The organism is Lentzea sp. NPDC003310 (assembly GCF_040610935.1).
Lineage (GTDB): Bacteria > Actinomycetota > Actinomycetes > Mycobacteriales > Pseudonocardiaceae > Lentzea.
Genome location: NZ_JBEXNC010000030.1, coordinates 1 through 24,585 on the forward strand (window position 1 = coordinate 1; position 24,585 = coordinate 24,585).

Sequence of the window (24,585 nt, forward strand, 5' to 3'; positions counted from 1 at the left end):
ACGGGCACGCTTTTCGCCCGTTTGACATCCCTACCTGGCTGTGGCCCGCTCTTGGTGCGGCTCGTGATGGGACCCCACCGCCGAGGCGCCCAAACAAAGCAACAGGCAGGCGCTCTGAGCAACAGGCGTGCCATCAGCCTGCCCACAGCGCGGGCCCCCTGATCAGATTGCCGGGGGTCTGGGGGCAGAGCCCCCAGGGGAAGCACGCAACAGGAACCCGCCAACGCAAAGGGAGCAACAACGCAACAGCAGCGTCAGCCCAACAAAGTCGCCGCAGAAGGATCCGAGATCAACGCCACGAACGTGTGCCGATCGGCCCACCGCCCAGAAACCCAGGCAAGGGCCCGCCCCAACCCCTCAGGCGTATCAGCGGCATGGGGCACAGAATCCGCCATCCACCACTCAACCCGAGCCCCGTCAACGAACAACGCCTCATGCACAACAACAACACCATCAGGCAGCGCAACCGAAAGCAGCTCACAAGCCATCCGAACGGCCCCGAGATCGGCCCACCCCACGACCTCACCGACATGATCGGGCGACCCGGAGAACTCCTCAGAGGCGAGCGCCAGATCCAACAGATCGGCAAGCTCCTCCGACCCATCGGCAAGCAGCACCCGATCAGCCGGCACCACCCCGAGCAACCAGGGCTGATCCATCACCACAACATCATCAGCGGCCACAACCGCCCCGGACAACACCCGAACCCGCGCAGGAGCGAAGTCCCCTTCCGGCAACCCGGCATAGGCCCGCAACACCACGGCGTCAGCCACGACCCGATCCGGATCCCCAAGCCGCTCCAACACGAACTCCGCGTCATCGTCGTCCAGGATCTCCAACGACGAACGAACCCCAGCCGCCCGAAGCACGTGCTCCGGCAACGACAAATCAGGCACGACGTCGAACAGCCCGTCCAACAACGAAGCCCCGGGCAAGCGGTACGACCGCGGCGGCAACCCGGCCAGCGACGCGTAGCGAGCGATCCACCAGCCCGTGTACCCGTCGGGCTCGGTCACCGCACGCCAGGTCACCGGGTCGGCAGCCAGCAACCGCAACGCCGCAGGCCAGTCAGCGACCAGGTCCAGATCCCGCACGGCCACCACCCGCACAGGCTCGTCGACAGCGGACGACCACCAGGCGGACTCGTCGGCGAGGTCGTGGTCGGGACCGGACGGCTCGTCGTCGACCACCAGCGAAAACCCGTCGACCACGCCAAGCGCGACTAGAGCAGCACGCGGGTAGCTGTCGGCGATCTCCTTGGACAGCACCGGAAACGCGTCCGCCTCGAGCACGCCGACCAGGGCCGAGTCCGGCAGCAGCAACTCGTCCGCGCGGTGCCACTCGCCCTCGGAGTCCTGCAGCGCCAACGCACCCAGCCACGGCTCCTCGCCGGCGCGCAGCCCGGCGCGGTCCACCAGATGCAGCACGGTCTCGACGAGTTCCAGCCCGTCCAGTCCTGCCTCGGCGTCCTCCAGGGACCGCGCCACGTTCTCGCGCAGCGACGGATCCGCCAGCAGTTCGGCGGCGCCGGCCTCGACCGCACCGAGCCGGACGAGCAACGGGTGCACGGCGTCGGCGTGCACCACGCGGAGGCCGGGCAGCGGTTCGGCGGCGATCAACGTCGTGTGCGGTCCGGTCACCACTCGGCCGTCGGCCAACGGCACGGGCAGCGCGCGCAGGGCTTCGCGGACGTCCGGGTCCACGTCGGCCAGCGGGGCGAGGGCGGCGTAGACGTCGTGCCACCAGCCGGGGTCGCCGGAGACCTCGGTCAGGGCCGCGACGACCTCGGCGACGGTCACCCGCGGCACTTCCAGCGCGGCCAGGGCGGCGGCGTGCACCGGTGCGGACAGCTCGGCGTCCAGCAGGCCCGGCAGCGCGTCCTCGACGAGGTCGACGAGCTCCTCGGAACCGATGTCCAGCACCCGAGCGCGCGACGGCTCGATCCACTCGCCGGACGCCAGCGGCAGCCATGCGGAGGCGCGCAACGACCGGAGCACGGCGGTGCGCAGGCGATCGTCCACTTCGGACAGCGGGAAGCCCGGCAGCGGTACGAGGGCGGTCCGCTCGATCGCGGGCACCCGCGCGACCAGGGCCGGGTAGGCGGCCGCGGCGGCGTCCAGCACCGACCACGCGGCGGGGCCCGGCAGGATGCGGCGGCGCGACGGCTCGACCGGCAGCGTCGCGATCAGCCGGGCCGGCAACGACAGGCGCTCGTCGGTCGGGGTCGGCGCGTGCAGCACGTCCTCGCCCAGCGGCTCGTCGAGCGGGTACGCCCACGAAACAGTCCACTGAGGACGGTGCTCGACACCCTGCACGAGTTCGGAGGGCAGCTCGCCGACGGTGCGTTCGACCAGCCAGCGCGACGAGCCGACGGTGACGACGCCGTCCGCGGCGACGAACCGCTCCCACGACTGCGCGCCGATCTCGACGCGCTGCAGCCCCGGCAGGGCGAGCAGCAGGTCCGGGACCTCGGCGGCCAGGTCGTCGAGCGACAGGTCGACCTTCAGCGGCAGCCGGACCTCGGTCGTGAACCCGGCCGGCACCTCCTCGGTGACCGGCCAGACCAGCCGCAGCACGGGCACGTCGCCACCGCGTTCGGAGGCGAGCTCCGGCACCTCGGCGCGCGTGCGCTCGGCCGAGAACTCGACGCCACCGGACGTGGAGATCACCCGCGGCGCGTCGGACACGGCCAGCACGGCCGCGAAGCCGACACCGAACTGCCCGACGCCGGACTCCTTCGAGGACGCCCGCAGCGAGGCCAGCGCGGCCACGCCGGCGGAGGTCAGCGGCGCACCCGTGTTCGCGGCCCGCAGCTCACCGTCGACGAGGGTGATCCGCAGCACACCCGGCTCGGCGCCCGCGGCGTCGGCCGCGTTCTGGGCCAGCTCGACCAGCAACCGGTCCCGGTAGCCGCCGAGGCGGAGGTCTTCCTCGGCGTTCGCGTCCTCGCGGAACCGGGTGGGCGAACCGCGCCACGCGGCGAGGACCGAGGTGCGCAGGGCCTCGGTCCCGAACGGGTCGGTCACTCCGAGATGTCCGAGGCGGCGACCGGAGCGGCGGCGTCGTCGGAAGCCTCTGCGACGACCTCGACCACTTCCAGCTGCGCGTCGTCGTAGACCAGGTCGGCGACCGGCACGAGCGAGCCCATCTCGACCTCGACCTGCGAGTGCGCGCCGCAGCCGTACTCGGCGTGCACGACGTGGCCGTCGGCCGGAGCGATCTCGTTCGCGCAGACGCCGAACGCCGAGCCGAACGCGCCCGCCACGCGGGTGTAGAAGCCGCAGGTGCCGCAGTGCGCGGGGGCGCTGCGGGCCATGTCGGAGCGCGGGCCGAAGTCCGAGGACGCCCAGCGGTCGGCGGCCTCCAGGCGGCCCTCGCGGGAGAGCACGCGCTGCCGGCCGAGACCGACCTCCAGCGCCACCTCCTCGACCGCGGGGTCGTCGGAGTGCACGTACGCCTCGACCAGGCGCGGGTCGTTCTCGCGCGGCGGCATCAGGTCGCCGACGCCCAGGTCGCCGGCGCGGACGCGTTCGCTCCACGGCACCCACTCGGGGGCGACCAGGGCGTCCTTGCCCGGCAGCAGCACGACCTCGGAGATCGAGACGGGGCTGCCCTCGCCCGCGTAGGCGACGGTCACCGCCCAGGTCCAGCCGCGGTAGCCCGCGTGGTCGGCCTCGAAGAGGTGCGTGACGGAGTACTCGTCCTCGTCGTGCACCCCGATGTGAGCGCCGACGCGTTCCACACCGGCCTCTTCCTGCGCGGCGGCGCGGGCGAGGTCAACGGCGTCGAGGAGCATCTCAGTCGCGGTCACGACATGAATTGTGCCGCAGGACTTCGCCGGGACGAAAACTCGTGCCACCCTCCGTTGGGTGCGCTCACCCGTCTGGCTGGTCGTCGTCGCGGTCTTGGCCGCCTGTTCGACGCCGCAAGAAGCAAAGCCGCAGGTAGAAGTCCTGCAGAAGATCCCGCACGACACCGGGGCGTTCACCCAGGGGTTGGAACTGGTCGACGGCGTCCTCTACGAGGGCACCGGGCTCGAGGGCGAGTCGACCATGCGCGCGCTCGACCCGTCGACCGGGAACGTCCAGAAGAAGGTCGACCTCCCGCCGGACTTCTTCGGCGAGGGCATCACCGTCGTCGGCGACACCATCTGGCAGATCACGTGGCAGAACGGCGTGGCGATCGAGCGCGACCGCAAGACGCTGGACGAGCTCCGCCGGGTCAGCTACCAGGGCGAGGGCTGGGGCATCTGCGACGACGGGCAGCGGCTCGTCATGAGCGACGGCACCGCCAAGCTCACGTTCCGCGACCCGAGGTCGTTCGCCGAGACCGGCAGCGTGCAGGTGACGCGGGACGGCAAGCCGCTGACCCAGCTCAACGAGCTGGAGTGCGTGGGCGGCAAGGTCTGGTCGAACGTGTGGAAGACCGACGAGATCGTCCGCATCGACCCGGCCACGGGACAGGTGACGAACACCTACGACCTGTCCTCGCTCAAACCTCCGGGTGACGTCGACGTCCTCAACGGCATCGCGCACGTCCCCGGGACCAACGAGTTCCTGGTCACAGGCAAGAACTGGCCGACCATCTTCCGAGTGAGGTTCAACGGGATGGGGCAGGATTGACGGTGTGAACGGCGACCGCGGGTGGAGTGACGACGAGACTCCGAAGCGTTACCCGTGGCAGGACGACGAGTACCGGCCCCGGGAGCGTCGCGGAACGCCGTCCGAGCACGGTTTCCAGCCGCCGCCCAGGCCGCAGAACACCCGTCCGCTGCCCAACTCCGACCAGCAGACCACCCCGACGCCCAAGCCGCCGCGCAAGCTCACGGTCACCCGCGTCGCGTGGTTCCGCAGCAAGCAGATCTCGCAGCAGGCGGTCGCGGCGTTCCGGCGCGCGGCCCGCGCGGACGGCGCCGGCAAGTCCGGCATGACGTCGGTCACCTACGCGGTGATGATGAACTACGCCGCCGACGCCGCGATGGCCGTGGCGCTGGCGAACACGCTGTTCTTCTCCGCGGCGAGCGCCGAGTCGAAGACCAAGGTCGCGCTCTACCTGCTGATCACGGTCGCGCCGTTCGCGTTGATCGCGCCGGTGATCGGACCGCTGCTCGACAAGATCCAGCGCGGCCGCCGGCTCGCGCTCGCGGCGTCGTGCGTCATCCGGATCGGCCTGTCCGTCGTGATGGCGCTGAACTTCGACAACTGGCTGCTGTACCCGGCGGCGCTGGGCAGCATGGTGCTGTCCAAGTCGTTCACGGTGCTCAAGTCCGCGATCACCCCGCGCGTGCTGCCGCCGGAGATCACGCTGTCCAAGACCAACGCCCGCATGACCGTCTTCGGACTGGCGGCGGGCGCGGTGTTCGGCGCGCTGGCGGCGGGCTTCGCGAACCTGTTCGGCTCCCCCGGCGCGCTGTGGTTCACCGCCGTGCTGTGCGCGGTGAACGCGTGGCTGTGCATGAAGATCCCGTCCTGGGTCGAGGTGACCGAGGGCGAGGTGCCGGCGACGCTGACGTCCAAGCCGCAGAAGCAACGCATCTCGAGGCACGTCGCGGTCTCGTTGTGGGGCAACGGTTCCATCCGCATGCTGACCGGGTTCCTCACGCTCTTCGCGGCGTTCGTGGTCCGCGAGCAGACCGAGGGCGACGCGGTCCGGCAGCTCCTGCTGCTCGGCGTGATCGCCGGCGCGGCGGGCATCGGCAGCTTCCTCGGCAACGCGATCGGCGCACGTCAGCACTTCGGCAAGCCGGACGAGGTGATCATCGCCTGCGTCGCCACGGCGCTGGCGGCCACCATCGTCGCCGCCGCGATTCCCGGCCTGATCACCGCGGCCGTCGTCGGGCTGCTGGGCGCGACGGCCTCGTCGCTCGCGAAGATCAGCCTCGACGCGGTGATCCAGGACGACCTGCCGGAGGAGTCCCGCGCGTCGGCGTTCGGCCGCTCCGAGACGATCCTGCAACTCGCGTGGGTGTTCGGCGGCGCGCTCGGCGTGCTGCTGCCCGCGACGTTCTGGATCGGCTTCACGGTGCTCGCCGCGCTGCTCGCGCTGGGCCTCACGCAGACGTGGATGTACCGCAACGGCACGTCGTTGCACCTGCTCGTGGGCAGGCTGGTCCGCAGGCCCGCTCCGGCCACCCCGTAGGCTGCCTGACGTGCGTCGACTTGCTTCTGTAATGGCTGCCAGTGTTCTCGTGCTGTCCGGGTGCTCGTTGCAGGCCCACGACCCCGAGGTCACGTTCTACGCGAACGGCAAGACCATCCGCATCGAGCCGACGATCTACTGCGACGTCACCGGCGAGAACTGCGCGGAGAAGAACCCGCCCGGCTCGCTGAAGGTGCCGGCGGGCAAGGTCGTGCAGATCTCGGTGGACGGGCAGCTCGCCGACGGCCTCTGGGAGGTCGTGTGCGTGTACGAGAACGCCGCGAAGGTCCAGGAGGGCTGCACCTCGCCGTTGCTCGGCAAGGGCGAGAACTACACGTACACGCTGGCCGTGCCGAACGACTCCGACCAGCTGGTGCGCATCGAGGTGCACGAGGCGGCGGGCGCGGTGCTGGAGACCGGCCAGCCGCTCATGCGCGGTTCGTGGGTCGTCGACATCACGCGCTAACGCCTGCCGAACGCCTCCCACCACTCGGTGGGCGCGATGCGCAGCGCGGACTCCATCAGGGCCTTGCCGGTGTCGGTGACCACCGACGCCTGCATGGTCTGGATGAAGCGCTCCATCTTGGCGATGCCCGCGGCCTGGTACTCCCTGGCCTGCAGCAGCAGTTCGAGCTTGTCGGCGTCACGGGAGCAGCGCGCCTCGGGCGTGTGGTCGATGTCCTTGGCGGCCTCGTGCTCGGCCACCAGCGCCTCGATGTGCGCGGCCAGCGGCGGCGGCAGGTGCTGGACCTGGTCGCGTGCCACGGCCTCCGGCGGCACCTTCACGTCGAGGTAGAGCTTGCCGACGTACGGGATGTCGCCGACGCGCGTCTCCGGCACGTCGTGGAAGAGGCCCAGGGTCGCGGCCCGGTCGGGGTTCGCGCCCTCCTGCACGGCGAGCGCGAACGCCAGCACGCCCACCCGGAACGAGTGGGCGGCCACCGACTCGGGGTGTTGCACTCCGGCGAAGAGCCACCCCGCCCTGGGCAGGCGCTTGAGCTGGCCGACCTCGTAGACGAACTCGACGATCCGATCCGCGTCAGACATGACGCCGATCCTTTTACGGATCGAGGTCCCGCGCCACCGCCCGGACGACCTCGGCGATGAGCTTCATGTTCTTCTTGTCGGACGGGTAGCGGCCGCGGCGCAGGTCGGGCTGGACCTTGTTCTCCAGCAGCTTGATCATGTCCTCGATCAGGCCGTGCAGCTCCTCGGCGGGACGGCGGCGCGCCTCGGCGACGGACGGCGCGGGGTCGATCAGGCGCACGGACAGCGCCTGCGGGCCGCGGCGGCCCTCGGCCATGCCGAACTCGATGCGCTGGCCTGCCTTCAGACCGGTGACACCCGGAGGCAGGGCGGCCTTGCGGACGTAGACGTCCTCGCCACCGTCCTGCGTGACGAATCCGAAGCCCTTCTCCGTGTCGTACCACTTGACCTTGCCGGTCGGCACCGCGCTCACCATTCCCTTGCTGCTGGCACAACGAACGCGCCCGGGGCGTACCCAGGACGCGTCCCACCAGAGTAGCCAGAAGACCAGGACGAGGGCACCTCCGTTAGCGCGACTAGAGTCCCGGTCATGACCGCTCCGAAGTTGATGCCGCTGGCCATCGGCCTGTTCGCCGTGGGCGTACTGGCGATCATCGCGGTCTTCGCGTTGTTCGTCGCGGGCTACAGCGACCTGCCCGTGTGGCTGAACGTCGCGGCCACCTACCTGCCGGCCGTCGGCCTGGGCCTCGGGATCATCGCGGTGATCAGGAAGTCGCGGCAGAAGAGGTCCTGAGCCAGTCCGGGAACTCGCGCAGGTCCTCCAGCACGACCGCGGCGCCCGCCTCCGCCAGTTCCGCGCGGGAGCACGGCCCCGTGACGACACCCACGCCCAGCGCTCCGGCGGCGGCCGCACCGCGCATGTCCCCGACGTGGTCGCCGACGTAGACGGCGGCGCCGTGCAGCTTGAGCGACTCGGCCTTGCCCGTCGCCCACAGTTCGCCGTAGAGGTGGTCGACCTCCCAGCCCAGCGCTTCGAGGTGCAGCGCGGCGTTCTTGCGGTACTTGCCGGTGACGACCATGGTGGTGCCGCCCAGGTCCCGCACGCACTGCAGCGCCATCGCCGCGCCCGGCAGCGCGATCGTCGAGGGGATCACGACCTCCGGGTACAGCGCGCGGAAGAGCGCGACCAGGTCCGGGACCTCCTCCTCGGGCACGCCCATCTCGCGGTAGATCATGTCGAGGGGCGGGCCGAGGTTCGCCGCGAAGTGCTCGCCGTCCAGGTCGTACCCGGTGCGGGCACCCACCTCGTTCATCACGGCGGCCATGCCGGGTCTCGGGTCGATGAGGGTCATGTCGAGGTCGAAGCCCACGGTGAACGGCACGGAACCCGACTCTACGTCTTTACATGACCAGTAATTGTGTAAAGGTGGGACGGTGAGCGACATCACCGAGCTCTTATTGGACGCGGCCGCCGACCTGTTGGCAGCCAGAGGATTCCACGGGCTGCGCATGATCGAGGTCGCGAGCCGCGCCGGCGTGAGCAGACAGACCGTCTACAACGAGTTCGGCAACAAGGAAGGGCTCGTGCAGGCCGTCGCGGTCCACAAGACGGAGGAGTACCTCTCCGGGATCACGACCCGCCTCACCGAGGACCCCGACCCGTGGGAGGCGATGCGGTCGGCGTTCCGCTTCACCTTCGAGCAGACCGAGAAGGACCGGCTGGTCTCGGCCGTGCTGACCGGCCAGAACGCCGAGGACCTGTTGCCGTTCATCACGATCCGCGGCCACCCGATCCTGTTCCACGCGACCGAGGTCGTCGAGCAGCACCTCAGCAGGCACTTCCCCGGCCGGCACGTGCGGCTCACGGCGGAGACGACCGTGCGGCTCGCGCTGAGCCACCTGCTGATGCCGAGCGGCGACCTGGACGGCGCGATGGACGCCGTGGTGCGGGTGGCCAGGGTGACGATGAACGCATGACCGCCTAGATCACTCCCTCTGTTGCAATAATCTTGCAACAAGGGGAGGTGTCCGGTGGTCACTGTCTCGGCGCGTCTGCGCGCGGGTGCGGCGTTGCTCGGTCCGGCGTTCGTCGCCGCGATCGCGTACGTCGATCCGGGGAACGTGGCCACGAACACCGCGGCGGGCACGACGTACGGGTACCTGCTGGTGTGGGTGCTCGTCGTCGCGAACGTCATGGCGGGGCTCGTGCAGTACCTGTCCGCGAAGCTCGGCCTGGTCACCGGGAAGTCGTTGCCCGAGGCGGTGCGGGACCACCTGCCGCGTCCGGTGCGGCTCGCTTACTGGGGCCAGGCCGAGGTCGTCGCGATGGCGACCGACCTCGCCGAGGTGCTCGGCGGCGCGATCGCCCTGCACCTGCTCTTCGACCTGCCGCTGCTGCTCGGCGGCGTGATCACCGGCGTGGTGTCGACGCTCCTGCTGCTGGTGCAGGACAGGCGCGGGCAGAAGCCGTTCGAGCGGGTGATCACGACGATGCTGGTCGTGATCGCGGTCGGGTTCGTGGCGGGCCTCTTCGTGTCACCGCCATCGGTCTCCGGCGCCGCGTCCGGGCTGGTGCCGCGGTTCGACGGCGCCGACAGCGTGCTGCTCGCGGCGGGCATGCTCGGCGCGACCGTGATGCCGCACGCGGTGTACCTGCACTCGGCGCTGGCCCGCGACCGGCACGGCCGCGACCCGTCCGTGCTCGGCGCGACGAAGGTCGACGTCGTGGTGGCGATGGTGCTCGCGGGCGCGGTCAACATGGCGATGCTGCTGCTCGCGGCGTCCGCCCTGCAGGGCCGCGAGGGCGTGGACACCCTCGAAGGGGCGCACGCGGCGGTCGGCAGCACCTTGGGCGGCGGGATCGCGCTGCTGTTCGCACTCGGTCTGCTGGCGTCGGGCTTCGCGTCCACGGCGGTCGGCTGTTACGCCGGCGCAGTGGTGATGGACGGGCTGCTGCGCGTGCGAATCCCTTTGCTCGCAAGGCGTCTGGTCACACTGGTGCCCGCGCTGGCGGTCCTGGCGTTCGGGGTCGATCCCACGTTCGCGCTGGTGCTGTCGCAGGTCGTGCTGTCGTTCGGCATCCCGTTCGCACTGGTGCCGCTGGTCTGGCTGACCGCGCGCCGGTCCGTGATGGGCTCGTTCACGAACCGGCGCGTCGTCACGGTCGCCGCCTGGGCGGTGGCGTTCGCGGTCGTCGTGCTGAACGTGGCGCTGATCTACCTGACGATGTCCGCGTAGGAGACGCCGACCTGCTCCAGGGCGGTCTCCATGATCCGCATGATGTCGAGGGTCGCCGACCAGGGCACGTCGTAGTGCTGGACCGCTCCCTGGCCGACGCTGATCTCGACCGCGTGGATCTGGTGGCGGTACCCCATGTCGTCGGTCGTGTGCTCGACGCCGTTGATGATCACCTTGGTGGGGTTGTACGCCGGGTCGACGACCTCGATCCTGCCCTCGGTGCCGACGATCTCCGCCGCGCACCCGAGGTCGGCGACGAGCGAGCAGCTCAGCAACGCCTGCGCGCCGTTCTCGTAGCCCAGCAGGACCGACGCGTCGGAGTCCACTTCGGACGGTGCGAGGCCGCCGTGCGCCGCGATGTGCGTCGGCATGCCGAGGATCCGGTGCGCGAGCGAGATCGGGTAGACGCCGAGGTCGAGGATCGACCCGCCGCCCGCCTCCTTCGCCCACAGCCGGTGGTTCGCGTCGAAGGCGTGCCGGAAGCCGAAGTCCGCGGTGATCGTGCGCACCTCGCCGATCTCCCCGGCCTCGACGGCGTCGACGACCTTGCGGATCAACGGGTTCACGCGCGTCCACATGGCTTCCATGAGGAACTGCTTCCCGCGCGCCTCGGCCCTGGCGATCATCTCCTCGGCCTGCGCGACCGTGAGGGCGAAGGCCTTCTCGCACAGGACGTGCTTGCCGGCGTCGAGCGCCGCGAGCACGACCTCGTGGTGCTGACCGTGCGGCGTGGCGACGTAGACGATCTCCACGTCGGTGTCCGCGAGCAGCTCGCGGTAGTCGCCGTACGCGCGCTTGATGCCGAACTCCTGGGCAAACGCTTGCGCCTTCGTGATGTCCCGCGAAGAGACCGCGAGCACCTCGACGTCAGGCACCTTGAGCATGTCGGTGGTCACGGCATGCGCGATTCCACCGGTTGCGATCACACCCCACTTCATGCGATCAGCTTAGATTGGAGGTATGCGCCTCATCCTGAACGTGATCTGGCTGGTGCTCGCCGGTTTCTGGATGGCCGTCGGCTACGCCGTGGCCGGCATCATCTGCTGCATCCTGATCATCACGATCCCGTGGGGCATCGCGTCGTTCCGGATCGCGAACTACGCGCTCTGGCCGTTCGGGCGCGAGGTCGTCGACAAGCCGGGTGCGGGCACGGGCTCGCTGCTGGGCAACGTCATCTGGATCGTCGTCGCCGGCCTGTGGCTCGCGATCGGGCACATCATCACGGGCATCGCGCTGTGCGTGACGATCATCGGCATCCCGCTCGGCGTCGCGAACTTCAAGCTGGTGAAGGTCTCGCTGGTGCCGCTGGGCAAGGAGATCGTCGAGGTTCCGTGAGGACCTCCCGCGCCTCGTCGGGGGCGAGGCGCGGGAGATCACTCAGGGGCGCGAACTGTCAGGCTTCGCTGTCCAACAGTTCGTGCAGGCACAGGATGTTGCCCTCGCTGTCGTGGAACCACGCCGCGCGTTCACCGCCCATGACCGCGATGTGGTTCGTGGTCTTGAAGTCCGGCATGTCGTAGTCCTCGAACTTCACGCCCTTGTCCTCGAGCTCGCGGATCTCGCCCTCGAGGTCCGGGACTTCGAAGCTGAGCACGGTGTGCGCGGTCTGGGCACCCTTTTCCGCTGGCATCAGTCCCAGCGCGTCTCCCTGGCCGAGCGCGAAGATCCGCGTGCCGTCGGGGCCGGTGGAGAGGGGCTTCAGGCCGAGCATGTCCGAGTAGAAGCGGCCGGCGCGTTCCGGGTCTTCCACGGGCAGCATCGTGGTGGTCCTGGTGGCGGTGAGCATGCTCGCCTCCTTCGACTCAATCCACTGATGTTGCGCCCGTCACACCCCTCTGACAAGGGCTTCTTCGGTCACCACCGGGTCACTACGCGTGGCGCGCGCTGTCGTCGAGGCCGAGCAGTTCCACCGACCGCGCCCGCATCTCGACCTTGCGGATCTTGCCCGTGACCGTCATCGGGAACTCCTCCACGACGTGCACGTAGCGCGGGATCTTGTAGTGGGCGAGCTTGCCCGCGCAGAACTCCCGGACGGCCTCGGCGGTGAGCCCCTCGACGCCGTCGCGCAGGCGCACCCACGCCATCAGCTCCTCGCCGTACTTCGCGTCCGGCACGCCGATCACCTGGGCGTCGAGCACGTCGGGGTGGGTGTGGAGGAACTCCTCGATCTCGCGCGGGTAGACGTTCTCGCCGCCGCGGATGACCATGTCCTTGATGCGGCCGGTGATGTTGACGTACTCGTCGTCGTCCATCACCGCCAGGTCGCCGGTGTGCATCCAGCCCGCGGAGTCGACGGCCTCGGCGGTCTTCTCCGGCTCGTTCCAGTAGCCGAGCATCACCGAGTAGCCGCGCGTGCACAGCTCCCCCGGCTCGCCGCGTGGCACCGTGCGACCCGTCTCCGGGTCCACGATCTTCACCTCGAGGTGCGGGCCGACCCGGCCGACCGTCCCGACGCGGCGGTCGAGGGAGTCGTCGACGCGCGTCTGCGTGGACACCGGGGACGTCTCGGTCATGCCGTAGCAGATCGAGACCTCGCGCATGCCCATCCGTTCGACGACCTGCTTCATCACCTCGACCGGGCACGGCGAGCCCGCCATGATGCCGGTGCGCAACGACGACAGGTCGTGGCCGTCGACCAGGTCGAGCATCGCGATGAACATCGTTGGCACGCCGTACAGGCTGGTGCAACGTTCTTCCTGAACCGCCGCAAGGGTTTTCGCCGGATCGAACGCGGGCGCGGGGATCACGACGCACGCGCCGTGACTGGTGGCCGCGAGGTTGCCCATGACCATGCCGAAGCAGTGGTAGAACGGCGGCACCACGCAGATGCGGTCGTGCTCGGTGTAGTCGATCAGCTCGCCGACGAAGTAGCCGTTGTTGAGGATGTTGTGGTGCGACAGCGTGGCGCCCTTGGGGAAGCCCGTCGTGCCGGAGGTGTACTGGATGTTGATCGGGTCGTCGCGGTCCAGCTCGACGTCCGGCAGCTCGTCGCCGGTCCACTGTGGATCGTCGACGAACACGACGTGCTCCAGCTCGGGGCAGCGCGGCCTGACCTCTTCGATCATCGCCGCGTAGTCCGACGTCTTGAACGACCGCGCGGACACCAGCGTGTGGACGCCGGCCTGGTTCAGCACGTACTCCAGCTCGTGCACGCGGTACGCCGGGTTGACGTTGACGAGGATCGCGCCGATCCGGGCCGTCGCGTACTGCACGAAGACCCACTCGGCGCAGTTCGGCGCCCAGATCCCGACCCGGTCGCCCTTGCGCACGCCGAGCGAGTGCAGCCCGGCGGCGGCGCGGTCGACCTCCTCCGCGAGCTCCGCGTACGTCCACCGTCGATCTGTGGCCTTGTCGACAAGTGCCTCGCGATCACCGAACCTCGCGACGGTCGCCGCGAGGTTCGCGTGGATCGTGTCGCCCAGCAGCGGGGCGGCGGAGGTGCCCGAGGAGTAGCTGGCGGTCATCCCCCAGACGGTAGTCAGGCTCCGGCGTATGGCAAGGGCACGACCAGGCACGGACCGCCGCTGTAGAGCCCCGCGTCGATCGCCAGCACCTTGTCGTCGGCGTACACGAGCGGCCCGTCGATCTGCTCCGGCGGCACCCCGAGCTGGTCCGCGATGACGCTGTGCCCGTGCACGATCCGGCCGCCGCCGAGGGTCGCGAGCAGCTCGTCCGCGATTTCGGGCCCCTGCGGACCGCGGAACGCGTAGCGCGTCGTCATCTTGCGCCAGCACTCCCACCAGTCGACGAGGTCGTCGCTCTTGAGCACGTGCCGGACGGCCTCGTTGACCTCTTCGATCGAGGCCCCCCATTCGAGGTAGGCCACGGTGTCGGAGTGCATCAGCAGGTGGTCGTCGCGCAGCTTCAGCACGGGCCGCGTCGTGAGCCACTCGACGTGCTCGTCGGTCAGCCGGTCCTGGTCGCTGCGCAGCCCGCCGTTCAGCAGCCAGCTGCGCGCGAACGACCGCGGCCCGAGGCTGTCGGGCACCTGCTCGTCGCCGAACCGGTGCATGCCGAGCAGGAGGATCTCGTGGTTGCCGATCAGCGAGTTGACCGAGCCGCCCGCCTCCGCCGCCTCGTCACCGAGGCGCATGACCAGGTCGATCACGCCCACGCCGTCGGGACCGCGGTCCACGAAGTCGCCGAGGAACCACAGTTCGGCCTCACCGCCGGCCCAGTGCCCCTCCTCGTCGCACAGCTCGGCGACGTGCAGGGCTCTGATCAGTTCCGAGAGGTGTCCGTGCACGTCACCCACGACGTACATCGGACGGCGATCCGTGTCCACCTCCGCGACGATAGGTGATGAACCCTCGCGCGTCAGTGTTCGGCCTGATTCAGCGCTCCCCCGACAGGCTCGCCCACACCGCGCGGCAAGTGGCGGACACACGACTGCGGGGGCCGCGAAACGCGACCCCCGCAGTTGCACTCCGTCCTACAGGTCCAGCAGAGCCAGCGCTTCGCGGACCTTGACCACCAGTTCTCCGTCGTTCAGGTCACCGGGCTCCCACAGGTCCGGTGGGCCGTAGTCCTCGATGACGAAGAAGACGTCGTTCAGGGCGGTGCCGAGCGCGCCGCCCACCCGTTCGCCCTGGCGCTGTTGCCGCCTCGACGCGTTCATCCACTGCGTGCCGAACGCAGGCGGCGCGATCTCGCCGGCGACGACCGCGGTCATCAAGGCCAGCTGATCGGACACGGCCGAGCCGGGTGCGACCTCGTGCACGGTCACCCACACCCGCTGCAGGGGCGGGTACTGGGCCGCGATCCCGGTCAGCGCACCGCCGAGCTTCTTGGCGACACGGCCGAAGCGAGCCCTGGCGTCGTCGACGCCTCCGACGCCGACGACAGCTTGTTGTTCGGATCGATGAAGCCGACCGCCTGACCCTGGTTGCGGTAGTTGAACCGGTAGATCTTCGTGTTTGGCACGGTCATGTGCGCTCGCATGGCCGCTTCGAACTCGGCGAGCTTCGCCGGGTTCCGGTTGCCGGTGATGCCGAAGTCACCGGCATGGGCGTCGTACTTCTTGCTCATGGTGCTCGTCTTGGAGAAGTCGGACCTGCTCTCCCAGCCGCCCTTCGCGCCCGACGTGGGGCATCCCGTGTTGTGCACCAGGACCGAGGTGTCCCCGGCCAGCACGTAATAGGTGTGAATGCCTTCAACCGTGAGGTTGTAGACCTTCATGACCTCGGTGTGCCTGGTGGTGCTCGTGACGGCCACCTGGTCACCCGTCACGGTCCGGAGGTGCTCGCCCGCCCGGACGTCCTGCGCGTCGATCCACTGAACCCCTGTCCAACGCCCGCAAGTCAAACGAACGGCCCCGGTTCCTGTGGGGAACCGGGGCCGAACTGCTTCTGCGGTCAACGGCAGATGCTGCCCTATTGGGGTCGTGAGCGAAAAGAGGCAGGCAGGCTACCTGAAGGTTCCCGGCAACGGCCCGTTGTCGAAACGGCCTTCATTGAGCACCTTCTGGAAATACTCATCGACGTAGGTTTGCCGATAGGTGTTGTTCAGCAGGCCGACTGCCTCTGCTTCGGCTTTGCCGATGAGACGTTTCGGTTCACCGACAACCCCTGCGGCTCCGTAGTCTCCGAACCGATCACCGAAGGCGGTAACCGCGCCCCAGTAGAGTTCCGGCGGATCGGGGAACAGGTCGAGCAGCACCTCGTTGTGGCCGACCACGCGCCAGGTTCCGTTCTTGATCAATCCGTCGCCGGTGTAGACCGGGATGTGCCGGGCCAGGTGCTGGTCGACACGACCGACTCGTGGCGCCGAGAACACGCCTTTCAAGAGCCCGAGAGCCAGGCCGGTCTGGTCGTCCGACAGCACTACGGCCAGGTGGTACCCGTGCTCTGCTGCCGGAATCGCCACCACGTCTCCCCGCTTGGCCTTGGCGAACCGTTTCGACACCTTCACCGTCAGGTCCACCACGTTCTCGCTGCCGATGTCGGAAAACGAGAACTTGGCTGCTCGCAGGACTTGGAGAAGGTGGCCCGCCGCATCAGCCGGTGAAGCGGGTTGGTCGCTGTCCGAGTTGGCGTGCTCGATCAGGAAGGCCAGCAGTTCGGTCGCCTCGTTGAAGGTGTTGTCATTCAGTCCGGAAACGCGTTCGGACGGGTTCGCCTTGTAGAGACGATTCCCGGCGATCTTGACCTTGAATGCCAAAGGGAACGAGAACGCGCTGTTGGTCGGCTCTGAAGAACCTGCGATCTCAAGGAACTCGCCGAGGCTCGGGCTTACCCCTTCCTCGTCGGAAAATGCATCGGCAACCCTGTTGAACAGCTTCAACGCCTCTTCGAGTTCCACTTCTGACAACGCTTGAGGACTCATGGGCACCCCTCGCCTGCGATCTGCTTCAGCCGCTTTTCGTAGCCCTCGTACTCGGGACGCTTCTCTTCGACCAGAGGGTTCTGTCGAACTGGACGACCGCCGTCACCCGCACCGGCTACGGCAAGCCGGGCACGGGTGCTCAGGAGTTCAGCCTGGCCGGCAGGTCCGGCCCGTCCGACGTCACCATCGAGGTGTCCGGTGACGGTCAGACCTGGACCGCGGTGGCGGCCGGAGCGGGCATCGCGACTCCCGGACAGCCTGGCCGGTCCTTCCCGATCCCGACCTCGACGACCCGTTACCTCAAGATCACCGGGACCGGGTTCGGCGCTGACACCTTCGGTGACCACTACCTGCAGTTCGGTGAGATCGAGGCGTGGTGATCCACAGGCCGAAGCAGTAACCCCTTCCCCACAGCGGGGGCATCTGGAGAACGTCCGGGTGCCCCCGCCGTCCGCGGGACTTGCCGCGAACGTCAGCTGGTCCAGTCGCCGAACGGGTCAGCGGAGTGACCGACTAGTTCCGCGATCGACTTCAGCACGCGCGTCGGCCGGTACGGGTACATCTCGGCGGTCTCGGCGCTGAAGACGCCGGACAGCACGAGGATGGTCGACAGGCCCGCCTCGAGGCCCGACCGCACGTCGGTGTCCATCCGGTCGCCGATCATCAGCGCCTGCTCGGAGTGCGAGCCCAGGGCGCGCAGGGCCGACCGCATCATCAACGGGTTCGGCTTGCCGACGTAGTACGGCTCACGGCCGGTGGCGCGCTCGATCAGCGCGGCCACGGCGCCGGTCGCGGGCAGCGAGCCCTCGCGCGACGGGCCGGTGGCGTCCGGGTTGGTCGCGATGAACTTCGCGCCCTCCTCGACCAGGCGGATGGCCTTGGTGATCGCGGTGAAGCTGTAGGTGCGCGTCTCGCCGAGCACGACGTAGTCCGGGTCGCGGTCGGTCAGCACGTAGCCGATCTCGTGCAGCGCCGTGGTGAGGCCGGCCTCGCCGATCACGAACGCCGAGCCGTTCGGGCGCTGCGAGTCGAGGAACCGGGCGGTGGCCAGGGCGGAGGTCCAGATGGACTTCTCCGGGATGTCGAGGCCGGTGCGCTGCAGCCGTGCGCGCAGGTCCCGTGGCGTGTAGATGGAGTTGTTCGTGAGCACGAGGAACGGGGTCTCCGACGCCCGCAGCTCCGCGACGAACTCGTCCGCTCCCGGGATCAGGTGCTCCTCGTGCACGAGGACGCCGTCCATGTCCATCAAGTAGTGCCACATGGGCCTAAGTATCGATCACGCGCTTGCGAAACGTCTCGATCTGGAGCTTGAGATAACGCTCGATCACGTCGAGCTCGGCGCCGTCGAAGTGCTCCATGACCTCGACGAGGCTGTCGCGGGCCTTCTCGAACGGCTCGCCGAACTTGTCGACGTCCCCCACCGTGACCTCGACGAGGACCTTGCGGCGGTCGTGCGGGTCCCGGACACGCCGGACATATCCGGCACGTTCGAGGCGGTCGATGACGCCCGTGACGGCACCGGTGGAGAGGCCGGAGAGCTCGGCGATCCGGCCGGCGGTGAGGGGGCCCTCTGCCCGCATGGCGAGATCGAGGCACTTCTCGTCGGTCGCGGAGAGGCCCATCTGCTCGGCCACCCGCGCGTGGAACATGACGGTGAGGGCGCTCTGCTCCCGCATGTACCAGGTGAACCGCTCCAGCACCTCAGGTTCCATGTCGAACATCTTAGCGACTAAGACAATTCGTTGTCAGAGTGCTCCAATCGGGCGGAACGTGAGAAACCTCGTTTGTGGAGTCACCTACAAGGGGTTGTTCATTAAGCTAAATAAGGTGACAGCAGTGGAGTTGGGACTACCCGTCGTGCGGGGCACCCCGGACGCGTCCGCCCGTCCGGACTCACCCCTGCTCGTCGACAGGTTCGGGCGGGTCGCGAAGGACCTCCGGGTCTCGCTGACCGACCGCTGCAACCTGCGCTGCACCTACTGCATGCCCGCCGAGGGCCTCGACTGGCTGCAGAAGGACGAGCTGCTCACCGACGCCGAGCTGATCCGGCTGATGCGCATCGCCGTGGTCGACCTGGGCGTCACCGACATCAGGTTCACGGGCGGCGAACCGCTGCTGCGCCGCGGCCTCGAGCAGGTCATCGCGGCGACCGCCGAGCTCGACCCACGCCCGCGCATGTCGATGACCTCGAACGGCATCGGCCTCGCCCGGCGCGCGAAGTCGCTGAAGGACGCCGGTCTGAACCGGATCAACATCTCGCTCGACACCCTCGACCCCGAGCGGTTCGCGACGCTGACCAGGCGCGACCGCATCACGGACGTGCTGGACGGCCTCGACGCCGCCCGCGAGGCCGGACTGGAGCCCGTGAAGGTCAACTCCGTGCTGATGCGCGGGGTGAACGAGGACGAGGCCGTGCCGCTGCTGCGGTTCTGCGTCGAGAACGGCTACCAGCTGCGGTTCATCGAGCAGATGCCGCTGGACGCGCAGCACGGCTGGACGCGCACGAACATGGTCACGGCCGACGAGATCCTCACGATGCTCTCCTCCGCGTTCACGCTGACCCCGTCCGAGGTCCCGCGCGGCGGCGCCCCGGCCGAGCGCTGGCTGGTCGACGGCGGCCCCGCGGTCGTCGGCGTGATCGCGTCCGTCACGAGGCCGTTCTGCGCCGCCTGCGACCGCACGAGGCTCACCTCGGACGGCCAGATCCGCAACTGCCTGTTCAGCAACGGCGAGACCGACCTGCGCACCCTGCTGCGCGACGGCTCCCCCGACGCCGCGATCGCCGACGCCTGGCGCGCCACGATGTGGGCCAAGGCAGCCGGGCACGGCATCAACGACGAGGGCTTCTCGCAGCCCGACCGTCCCATGAGCGCCATCGGAGGATGACAGTGAGCACCGCCGTGAACGTCCGCTACTTCGCGGGCGCGCGGGCCGCGGCCGGAGTGGCCGACGAGGACCTGCTGCTGGACGCCACCGACCCCACCGTGGCCCTCGTGGTCTCCACGATCGGCGAACGCCACGGCGACAAGCTGAACAAGGTCCTCGCGGCATCCAGCTTCCTGCTCGACGGCGTGGCGGTCCGCGACACCTCGACGCGCGTGCCCGCAGGCGCTCAACTGGACGTGCTCCCGCCCTTCGCAGGCGGCTGACCGAGCCTCGCTCGACCGGGAACCGTCGTCCCGGATGGCCGAACACGCGTGAGCCACGCCTCACTTTCCGTGATAGATCTCGGCCGATCTCGGAATGGAAACGGACCGATAACGACGCCTCTGAACTGCGGTTTTGTAGGCCCAGCACAATAAACCAAACTGTTACTGTGATGCGCGTCACGGTCCGAAACATTTGGAGACCGGCTCGGCGGTTACGTACGGTCGCTCCTCGGCTGGCCCGAACCGGCCACAGGCACGACCGGAGAACCGAGCACCGAACCCAGTCCGAGGGTCTCCGGCACATACCCCGAGCGAGAGAAACCGCCGGACTGGGACGCAGGAACGCACCGGGCCCCGAACCCGAGTTCCTGGCAGCAGGTGAGGTGGACCGAGAGGCACATGGCTTTCAACCGAGGCAACAAGCGCAAGCAGGGCTCCGCCGCTCGCACTATCGCCAAGGTCGCGGCTGTCGGCATCATCGCCGGCGCCCCTCTGGGCCTGGCCGTTGGCACCGCCAACGCCGCCCCCGGAATGGACTGGGACGCACTCGCGCAGTGCGAAGCCAGTGGCAACTGGGCCGCCAACACCGGCAACGGGTTCTACGGCGGCCTGCAGTTCACCCAGCAGACGTGGAACGGCTACGGCGGCCAGGGCAACCCGGCCAACGCCTCCCGCGAGCAGCAGATCGCCGTCGCCGAGCGCGTGCTCGCCGGCCAGGGCCCCCAGGCGTGGCCGTCGTGCAGCAAGCGCCTCGGCGCGTACACGGGCGCGGCCCCGAAGAAGGCCCCCGCCCCGCAGCAGCGCAAGGCGCCGGTGCAGCAGCGCCAGGCCCCCGTGCAGCAGCAGGCGCCGGTCGTGCAGCTGGACGCGTCGAAGTCGAACCCGAACGGCAACTACGAGATCAAGGCGGGCGACACCCTGTCGAAGATCGCGGAGGCCAACAAGGTCGAGGGCGGCTACCAGGCCATCGTGGAGAAGAACAAGGGCTTCATCACGAACCCGGACCTGATCTTCCCGGGCCACAAGATCTCGATCTGAGCCTAGAGCTCACAGATCAGCAGATCGCAGGCCGCAAGACCGCCAGCCCGTACGCGGGCTGACAGACCAGGGATCTCACCGTTACCCCCCGACGGTGAGGTCCCTGCCTGCATTTCACGGGCAGGCAGGACGAGCACGAGCACTGCAGGAAACAGGCGCCAGCCGCATCACGCGCCCACGCAAGCAGACAACCACGATCGAACAGGCGCCCGCCCTCGCACGGCAACCACGCACGCAGCCTGGCGTGGCGATGCGAAGCGAGCCGTACGAACCTCGACGCGCTACGAGGCGATAAGGCCCCGGCCTCGGCGATCGGGGCTTGACTTTGGGTGCGAGGTGCTACCCCTCGCGGATCGGCCGGGCGCTTTTCAGCCCGGCTTTTAAGGCCGACCAGCGCCTCGCAAGGGCCCCGAAGTCAAGCCCCGATCGCAACCCACTACATCGTCCCGGCCTGATGGACCACCCTCGCAAGGCGACCGGAACCAACCCAACGCGACCAACCCCCGACAAACAGGCGCCAGCCCACGCAAGCCGACCCGCACCCGCTCAGGGACAGTTGACCCACTCATCGGTCCCACCAACGAAAACCTGCCGCTTCCACACAGGCAACCGAGCCTTGACCTCGTCAACAAGGTCAGCACAGAGGGAAAACGCTTCCCCCCGATGCTCAGCCGCCACAGCACAGGCCAAAGCCACATCCCCGATCTTCAACGGCCCAACCCGGTGCGAAACAGCGATCCCGTGCACCCCGGAGTACTTCGAAGCCAACGAGGCCACAACCTCAGCCACCACGTCAGAAGCAGACGGATGCGAGTGGTACTCCAACTCGACCACCGACCGCCCCCCGTCGTGATCCCGCACCACGCCGGAAAAGGTCACCACAGCCCCAGCAGACTCAGAGGCGACCAACGCCGCATGCTCCTCAACGGACAACGGCTCCGAAGTGACGACAGCACGCAGCACGCTCACGAGTGATCCCCTCCACGCAGTTGGTCGAGCGCGTGCTCGAGCACGGACCCGAGCACGTCCAACCCGTCCCGCACCCCACCGGTGGACCCAGGCAGGTTCACGATCAACGTCCGCCCAGCCACCCCGGCCACACCACGGGACAACACAGACCCAGGCACGCGCGGCCATCCCGACATCCGGATGACATCGGCCAACCCAGGCACCTCGTAGTCGACAACCGCACGAGTCGCCTCAGGAGTCCGATCGGTCGGGTTGATCCCGGTACCCCCGGTGGTCAGAACCAGGTCGGCCCCAGAAGCCACGGCAGTCTCCAACGCCGCACGCACCGGGTCACCGTCCGGCACCACCACAGAGGACGCAGAGATCCCGCGCGACTCCAGCCACTCCACGATCAACGGCCCGCTGCGATCGGGATAGACCCCGGCCGCGGCCCGGTTGGAAGCGGTCACGACGACAGCAGAGGTCACTGGCGCTCCCACAACCCGGACTTGCCGCCTTCCTTGCGCTCCACCCGCACCGCGTCCAACGACGCCGCGGGGTCCACCGACTTCACCATGTCGTGCAGGGTCAGGCCGGCCACGGAGACCGCGGTCAGCGCCTCCATCTCCACGCCCGTGCGGTCGGTGGTGCGGACGGTGGCGGTGATCAGGACCGACTCGGGGGCCAGCGCCAGGTCCACCTTCACCGACGACAGCGCGATCGGGTGGCACAGCGGCACGAGCTCCCAGGTGCGCTTCGCGGCCATGATGCCCGCGATCCTGGCCGTCGCGAGGGCGTCGCCCTTGGGCAGTCCGTCGGCGCCCAGCAACTCGACCACTTCCGCGGTCGTGTGCAGGACCCCGGTGGCCACGGCGGTCCGGGTGGTCTGCTCCTTGCCGGAGACGTCGACCATCCGGGCCGCGCCAGAGGAGTCCAGGTGGGTGAACTGCTTGGTCATACGGCGATCGTATGCCCCACCGCACCCGGACAGCCCGTGTCGAAATCCCCTAGGAGGTGGCGGCCTTGCGCACCGCTTCGGCCACGGCCGGGGCGACGCTCGTGTCGAAGACCGACGGCACGATGAACGACGCGTTCAGCCTGTCCCCGTCCACCACGTCGGCGATGGCGGCCGCCGCGGCCAGCAGCATCGCGTCCGTGATGGTGCGGGCGTGCGCGTCCAGCAGGCCGCGGAAGACGCCGGGGAACGCCAGCACGTTGTTGATCTGGTTCGGGAAGTCCGAACGGCCGGTCGCGACGACGGCGGCGTGCTGCTGGGCCTCCATCGGGTCGATCTCCGGGTCCGGGTTGGCCAGCGCGAACACGATGGCGTCCTTCGCCATGGTCGCGACCTGCTCGGCACCGAACAGGTTCGGCGCGGACACACCGATGAACACGTCCGAACCGACCAGCGCGTCGTGCAGGCGGCCGGCCTGGTTGTCCTTGTTCGTCGAGGCCGCGATGGACTTCAGGTTCGAGTCCAGGCCCGGACGGTCGCGGTGCACGATGCCGTCGACGTCCACGGCGATGATGTCGCCGGGCGTCTGCGCCTGCAGCAGGCGGATGATCGCCGACCCGGCCGCACCGACACCGCACACCGTGATGCGGCAGTCCTTGATGTCCTTGCCGACGACCCGCAAAGCGTTGCGCAGAGCCGCGACCACGACGATCGCCGTGCCGTGCTGGTCGTCGTGGAAGACGGGGATGTCGAGCTTCTCGCGCAGGCGCGCCTCGATCTCGAAGCAGCGCGGCGCGGAGATGTCCTCGAGGTTGATGCCGCCGTAGACGGGAGCGATGAGCTCGACCGCGCGGATGATCTCCTCGGTGTCCTGGGTGTCCAGGCAGACCGGCCAGGCGTCGACGCCCGCGAACTTCTTGAACAGCGCGGCCTTGCCCTCCATCACGGGCAGGGCGGCGGCGGGGCCGAGGTTGCCGAGACCCAGCACGGCCGAACCGTCCGTCACCACGGCGACGGTGTTGCGCTTGATGGTCAGGCGGCGCGCGTCGTCCGGGTTCTTGGCGATGGCCTCACACACACGGGCGACACCCGGCGTGTAGGCGCGGGACAGGTCGTCGCGGTTGCGCAGCGGGACCTTGGACGAGATCTCGATCTTGCCGCCGAGGTGCACGAGGAACGTGCGGTCCGACACCTTGCGGACGACGATGCCGGGCAGCGTCTCCAGCGTGTCGGTGATGTCCTTGGCGTGGTTCGCCGACAGGGCGTTGCAGGTGAGGTCGATGACGACGCGGTCGTTGTGCGACTCCACGACGTCGAACGCCGTGATGACACCGCCCGCGCGGCCGACGGCCGAGGTGAGGTCACCCGCGGCGCTCGCTGACGGCGGCGCCTCCAGACGAACGGTGATCGAGTAACCAGGGCCGGGGACCGGCATCGTCGTCCTCCCACGAAGTACAGCTCAAGCGGGAAACGAGCCTATCCCCGGGCCCTTTGCGGTACTCACCCGACTCGGCGAGTTTTAAGACCGGCCTGACAATCCACTCAGGACTTGTTGATCTCGGTCACCGGGTGCGTGTACGGGAGGTCCTCCGACGGCAGCGGGAACGTCACCGTGCCGAACGGGGAGAGCGCACCCTGCAGGTCACTGGTCAGTTCGGTGACGGGATGGCTGCCGTCCGCACCCTCCGGCCAGTGCGGGTCGACCCGTCCAGGGCGTCCTTTCGCCACTTTCTCCTCCTCGGTGGTGCCTGCTGACGGGCACAAGTGTGACAGAGCACGATGAGAACCCGAGCGGCCCATATACCGTGG

28 protein-coding genes and 1 pseudogene are annotated in these 24,585 nt (G+C 68.9%); 11 read left to right on the forward strand and 18 right to left on the reverse strand.

Features of this window, described 5'->3' with window-relative positions:
• Positions 1-254: 254 nt before the first annotated feature.
• Together ABZX02_RS41050 and ABZX02_RS41055 are read right to left on the reverse strand one after the other, a co-directional pair.
• The gene (locus ABZX02_RS41050; protein ID WP_355307056.1) at positions 255-3,026 is read right to left on the reverse strand and encodes a hypothetical protein; all 2,772 of its coding nucleotides are present in this window, start codon (positions 3,024-3,026) and stop codon (positions 255-257) included.
• A complete protein-coding gene (locus ABZX02_RS41055) occupies positions 3,023-3,811 on the reverse strand; it encodes a DUF3027 domain-containing protein (protein WP_355307058.1) in 789 nt (262 codons plus the stop codon). The genes ABZX02_RS41050 and ABZX02_RS41055 overlap by 4 nt, the downstream gene beginning before the upstream one ends.
• 94 nt (positions 3,812-3,905) lie before the next feature.
• Between ABZX02_RS41055 and ABZX02_RS41060 the strand changes: the two genes are divergently transcribed.
• From ABZX02_RS41060 to ABZX02_RS41070, 3 genes are read left to right on the forward strand one after another with little or no spacing between them, the layout of a single operon-like run.
• Complete coding sequence (locus ABZX02_RS41060; RefSeq protein ID WP_355307190.1) at positions 3,906-4,622, forward strand: glutaminyl-peptide cyclotransferase; 717 nt, start codon at positions 3,906-3,908, stop codon at positions 4,620-4,622.
• A 4-nt stretch (positions 4,623-4,626) separates the two neighbouring features.
• Positions 4,627-6,138 carry an MFS transporter gene (locus ABZX02_RS41065; RefSeq protein WP_355307060.1) on the forward strand — a complete coding sequence of 504 codons (1,512 nt, stop codon included), beginning with the start codon at positions 4,627-4,629 and terminating at the stop codon, positions 6,136-6,138.
• Between the two features lie 31 nt (positions 6,139-6,169).
• Entirely contained in the window at positions 6,170-6,604 is a 435-nt protein-coding gene (locus ABZX02_RS41070; protein WP_355307062.1) for a DUF2771 family protein, read from the forward strand.
• Here ABZX02_RS41070 and ABZX02_RS41075 read toward each other — a convergent pair.
• Together ABZX02_RS41075 and ABZX02_RS41080 are read right to left on the reverse strand one after the other, a co-directional pair.
• Positions 6,601-7,185: an HD domain-containing protein gene (locus tag ABZX02_RS41075; protein WP_355307064.1), complete on the reverse strand. Its 585-nt coding sequence runs from the start codon at positions 7,183-7,185 to the stop codon at positions 6,601-6,603. The two genes, ABZX02_RS41070 and ABZX02_RS41075, sit on opposite strands and share 4 nt — an antisense overlap.
• Positions 7,186-7,198: 13 nt before the next feature.
• Positions 7,199-7,588 (reverse strand): cold-shock protein, encoded by a 390-nt coding sequence (locus ABZX02_RS41080; RefSeq protein ID WP_089910349.1) that lies wholly within the window; start codon positions 7,586-7,588, stop codon positions 7,199-7,201.
• A 126-nt stretch (positions 7,589-7,714) separates the two neighbouring features.
• On the opposite strand from ABZX02_RS41080, the gene ABZX02_RS41085 reads away from it, so the two are divergent.
• Complete coding sequence (locus tag ABZX02_RS41085) at positions 7,715-7,918, forward strand: hypothetical protein (RefSeq protein WP_355307066.1); 204 nt, start codon at positions 7,715-7,717, stop codon at positions 7,916-7,918.
• On the opposite strand, the gene ABZX02_RS41090 is transcribed toward ABZX02_RS41085, so the two are convergent.
• Positions 7,890-8,507 carry an HAD hydrolase-like protein gene (locus ABZX02_RS41090; protein ID WP_355307068.1) on the reverse strand — a complete coding sequence of 206 codons (618 nt, stop codon included), beginning with the start codon at positions 8,505-8,507 and terminating at the stop codon, positions 7,890-7,892. The two genes, ABZX02_RS41085 and ABZX02_RS41090, sit on opposite strands and share 29 nt — an antisense overlap.
• 52 nt (positions 8,508-8,559) lie before the next feature.
• Between ABZX02_RS41090 and ABZX02_RS41095 the strand changes: the two genes are divergently transcribed.
• Together ABZX02_RS41095 and ABZX02_RS41100 are read left to right on the forward strand one after the other, a co-directional pair.
• On the forward strand, positions 8,560-9,102 hold the full coding sequence (locus ABZX02_RS41095; RefSeq protein WP_355307070.1) for a TetR family transcriptional regulator: 543 nt from the start codon (positions 8,560-8,562) through the stop codon (positions 9,100-9,102).
• A 54-nt stretch (positions 9,103-9,156) separates the two neighbouring features.
• A complete protein-coding gene (locus tag ABZX02_RS41100) occupies positions 9,157-10,362 on the forward strand; it encodes an Nramp family divalent metal transporter (RefSeq protein WP_355307072.1) in 1,206 nt (401 codons plus the stop codon).
• Here the strand turns inward: ABZX02_RS41100 and ABZX02_RS41105 are convergent.
• Positions 10,341-11,300: a Gfo/Idh/MocA family oxidoreductase gene (locus ABZX02_RS41105; RefSeq protein ID WP_355307074.1), complete on the reverse strand. Its 960-nt coding sequence runs from the start codon at positions 11,298-11,300 to the stop codon at positions 10,341-10,343. The two genes, ABZX02_RS41100 and ABZX02_RS41105, sit on opposite strands and share 22 nt — an antisense overlap.
• Positions 11,301-11,322: 22 nt before the next feature.
• Between ABZX02_RS41105 and ABZX02_RS41110 the strand changes: the two genes are divergently transcribed.
• A complete protein-coding gene (locus ABZX02_RS41110) occupies positions 11,323-11,697 on the forward strand; it encodes a YccF domain-containing protein (RefSeq protein ID WP_355307076.1) in 375 nt (124 codons plus the stop codon).
• Positions 11,698-11,755: 58 nt separating this feature from the next.
• Here the strand turns inward: ABZX02_RS41110 and ABZX02_RS41115 are convergent, their stop codons facing one another.
• From ABZX02_RS41115 to ABZX02_RS41140, 6 genes are all read right to left on the reverse strand, one after another.
• Positions 11,756-12,148, reverse strand: coding sequence for a VOC family protein (locus tag ABZX02_RS41115; protein WP_355307078.1), 393 nt, complete (start codon positions 12,146-12,148; stop codon positions 11,756-11,758).
• Positions 12,149-12,230: 82 nt separating this feature from the next.
• Positions 12,231-13,826 carry an AMP-binding protein gene (locus ABZX02_RS41120; RefSeq protein WP_355307080.1) on the reverse strand — a complete coding sequence of 532 codons (1,596 nt, stop codon included), beginning with the start codon at positions 13,824-13,826 and terminating at the stop codon, positions 12,231-12,233.
• Positions 13,827-13,840: 14 nt separating this feature from the next.
• Positions 13,841-14,626, reverse strand: a complete 786-nt coding sequence (locus tag ABZX02_RS41125; RefSeq protein ID WP_355307192.1) for a metallophosphoesterase — start codon at positions 14,624-14,626, stop codon at positions 13,841-13,843.
• Between the two features lie 168 nt (positions 14,627-14,794).
• Positions 14,795-15,088, reverse strand: coding sequence for a hypothetical protein (locus tag ABZX02_RS41130; RefSeq protein WP_355307082.1), 294 nt, complete (start codon positions 15,086-15,088; stop codon positions 14,795-14,797).
• A 41-nt stretch (positions 15,089-15,129) separates the two neighbouring features.
• Entirely contained in the window at positions 15,130-15,720 is a 591-nt protein-coding gene (locus ABZX02_RS41135; RefSeq protein WP_355307083.1) for a polymorphic toxin-type HINT domain-containing protein, read from the reverse strand.
• Between the two features lie 48 nt (positions 15,721-15,768).
• The gene (locus tag ABZX02_RS41140; RefSeq protein ID WP_355307085.1) at positions 15,769-16,662 is read right to left on the reverse strand and encodes a hypothetical protein; all 894 of its coding nucleotides are present in this window, start codon (positions 16,660-16,662) and stop codon (positions 15,769-15,771) included.
• Positions 16,663-16,877: 215 nt separating this feature from the next.
• Between ABZX02_RS41140 and ABZX02_RS41145 the strand changes: the two genes are divergently transcribed.
• Positions 16,878-17,066 (forward strand): hypothetical protein, encoded by a 189-nt coding sequence (locus tag ABZX02_RS41145; protein ID WP_355307087.1) that lies wholly within the window; start codon positions 16,878-16,880, stop codon positions 17,064-17,066.
• Between the two features lie 92 nt (positions 17,067-17,158).
• On the opposite strand, the gene ABZX02_RS41150 is transcribed toward ABZX02_RS41145, so the two are convergent.
• Positions 17,159-17,947 carry an HAD-IIA family hydrolase gene (locus tag ABZX02_RS41150; protein ID WP_355307089.1) on the reverse strand — a complete coding sequence of 263 codons (789 nt, stop codon included), beginning with the start codon at positions 17,945-17,947 and terminating at the stop codon, positions 17,159-17,161.
• A 4-nt stretch (positions 17,948-17,951) separates the two neighbouring features.
• On the reverse strand, positions 17,952-18,398 hold the full coding sequence (locus ABZX02_RS41155) for a MarR family transcriptional regulator (protein ID WP_355307091.1): 447 nt from the start codon (positions 18,396-18,398) through the stop codon (positions 17,952-17,954).
• Between the two features lie 115 nt (positions 18,399-18,513).
• Between ABZX02_RS41155 and moaA the strand changes: the two genes are divergently transcribed.
• From moaA to ABZX02_RS41170, 3 genes are all read left to right on the forward strand, one after another.
• Positions 18,514-19,572 carry a GTP 3',8-cyclase MoaA gene (moaA, locus tag ABZX02_RS41160; RefSeq protein ID WP_355307093.1) on the forward strand — a complete coding sequence of 353 codons (1,059 nt, stop codon included), beginning with the start codon at positions 18,514-18,516 and terminating at the stop codon, positions 19,570-19,572.
• Positions 19,569-19,835 (forward strand): MoaD/ThiS family protein, encoded by a 267-nt coding sequence (locus ABZX02_RS41165; protein ID WP_355307095.1) that lies wholly within the window; start codon positions 19,569-19,571, stop codon positions 19,833-19,835. Before moaA ends, ABZX02_RS41165 begins: the two co-directional genes overlap by 4 nt.
• Positions 19,836-20,234: 399 nt before the next feature.
• Complete coding sequence (locus ABZX02_RS41170; RefSeq protein ID WP_355307097.1) at positions 20,235-20,873, forward strand: transglycosylase family protein; 639 nt, start codon at positions 20,235-20,237, stop codon at positions 20,871-20,873.
• Positions 20,874-21,419: 546 nt separating this feature from the next.
• Here the strand turns inward: ABZX02_RS41170 and ABZX02_RS41175 are convergent.
• The 4 genes and pseudogenes from ABZX02_RS41175 to ABZX02_RS41190 all read right to left on the reverse strand — a co-directional run bounded on the left by ABZX02_RS41175 (position 21,420) and on the right by ABZX02_RS41190 (position 24,504).
• A pseudogene (locus tag ABZX02_RS41175) lies at positions 21,420-22,309 on the reverse strand (molybdenum cofactor biosynthesis protein MoaE).
• Positions 22,306-22,779 (reverse strand): cyclic pyranopterin monophosphate synthase MoaC, encoded by a 474-nt coding sequence (gene moaC / locus ABZX02_RS41180; RefSeq protein ID WP_355307099.1) that lies wholly within the window; start codon positions 22,777-22,779, stop codon positions 22,306-22,308. The pseudogene ABZX02_RS41175 and the gene moaC overlap by 4 nt, the downstream one beginning before the upstream one ends.
• 49 nt (positions 22,780-22,828) lie before the next feature.
• The gene (locus ABZX02_RS41185; protein ID WP_355307101.1) at positions 22,829-24,211 is read right to left on the reverse strand and encodes an NAD-dependent malic enzyme; all 1,383 of its coding nucleotides are present in this window, start codon (positions 24,209-24,211) and stop codon (positions 22,829-22,831) included.
• Positions 24,212-24,318: 107 nt separating this feature from the next.
• Positions 24,319-24,504 carry a hypothetical protein gene (locus ABZX02_RS41190; RefSeq protein ID WP_355307103.1) on the reverse strand — a complete coding sequence of 62 codons (186 nt, stop codon included), beginning with the start codon at positions 24,502-24,504 and terminating at the stop codon, positions 24,319-24,321.
• Positions 24,505-24,585: the final 81 nt, after the last annotated feature.

Excerpts from the sequence above, each read along its gene's own strand:
- ABZX02_RS41070 (WP_355307062.1), top strand. The coding sequence starts at position 6,170 with ATGGCTGCCAGTGTTCTCGTGCTGTCCGGGTGCTCGTTGCAGGCCCAC.
- ABZX02_RS41075 (WP_355307064.1), bottom strand. The coding sequence starts at position 7,185 with ATGTCTGACGCGGATCGGATCGTCGAGTTCGTCTACGAGGTCGGCCAG.
- ABZX02_RS41085 (WP_355307066.1), top strand. The coding sequence starts at position 7,715 with ATGACCGCTCCGAAGTTGATGCCGCTGGCCATCGGCCTGTTCGCCGTG.
- ABZX02_RS41105 (WP_355307074.1), bottom strand. The coding sequence starts at position 11,300 with ATGAAGTGGGGTGTGATCGCAACCGGTGGAATCGCGCATGCCGTGACC.
- ABZX02_RS41110 (WP_355307076.1), top strand. The coding sequence starts at position 11,323 with ATGCGCCTCATCCTGAACGTGATCTGGCTGGTGCTCGCCGGTTTCTGG.
- ABZX02_RS41115 (WP_355307078.1), bottom strand. The coding sequence starts at position 12,148 with ATGCTCACCGCCACCAGGACCACCACGATGCTGCCCGTGGAAGACCCG.
- ABZX02_RS41120 (WP_355307080.1), bottom strand. The coding sequence starts at position 13,826 with ATGACCGCCAGCTACTCCTCGGGCACCTCCGCCGCCCCGCTGCTGGGC.
- ABZX02_RS41125 (WP_355307192.1), bottom strand. The coding sequence starts at position 14,626 with ATGTACGTCGTGGGTGACGTGCACGGACACCTCTCGGAACTGATCAGA.
- ABZX02_RS41150 (WP_355307089.1), bottom strand. The coding sequence starts at position 17,947 with ATGTGGCACTACTTGATGGACATGGACGGCGTCCTCGTGCACGAGGAG.
- ABZX02_RS41155 (WP_355307091.1), bottom strand. The coding sequence starts at position 18,398 with ATGGAACCTGAGGTGCTGGAGCGGTTCACCTGGTACATGCGGGAGCAG.
- ABZX02_RS41165 (WP_355307095.1), top strand. The coding sequence starts at position 19,569 with ATGACAGTGAGCACCGCCGTGAACGTCCGCTACTTCGCGGGCGCGCGG.
- ABZX02_RS41170 (WP_355307097.1), top strand. The coding sequence starts at position 20,235 with ATGGCTTTCAACCGAGGCAACAAGCGCAAGCAGGGCTCCGCCGCTCGC.
- moaC (WP_355307099.1), bottom strand. The coding sequence starts at position 22,779 with ATGACCAAGCAGTTCACCCACCTGGACTCCTCTGGCGCGGCCCGGATG.
- ABZX02_RS41185 (WP_355307101.1), bottom strand. The coding sequence starts at position 24,211 with ATGCCGGTCCCCGGCCCTGGTTACTCGATCACCGTTCGTCTGGAGGCG.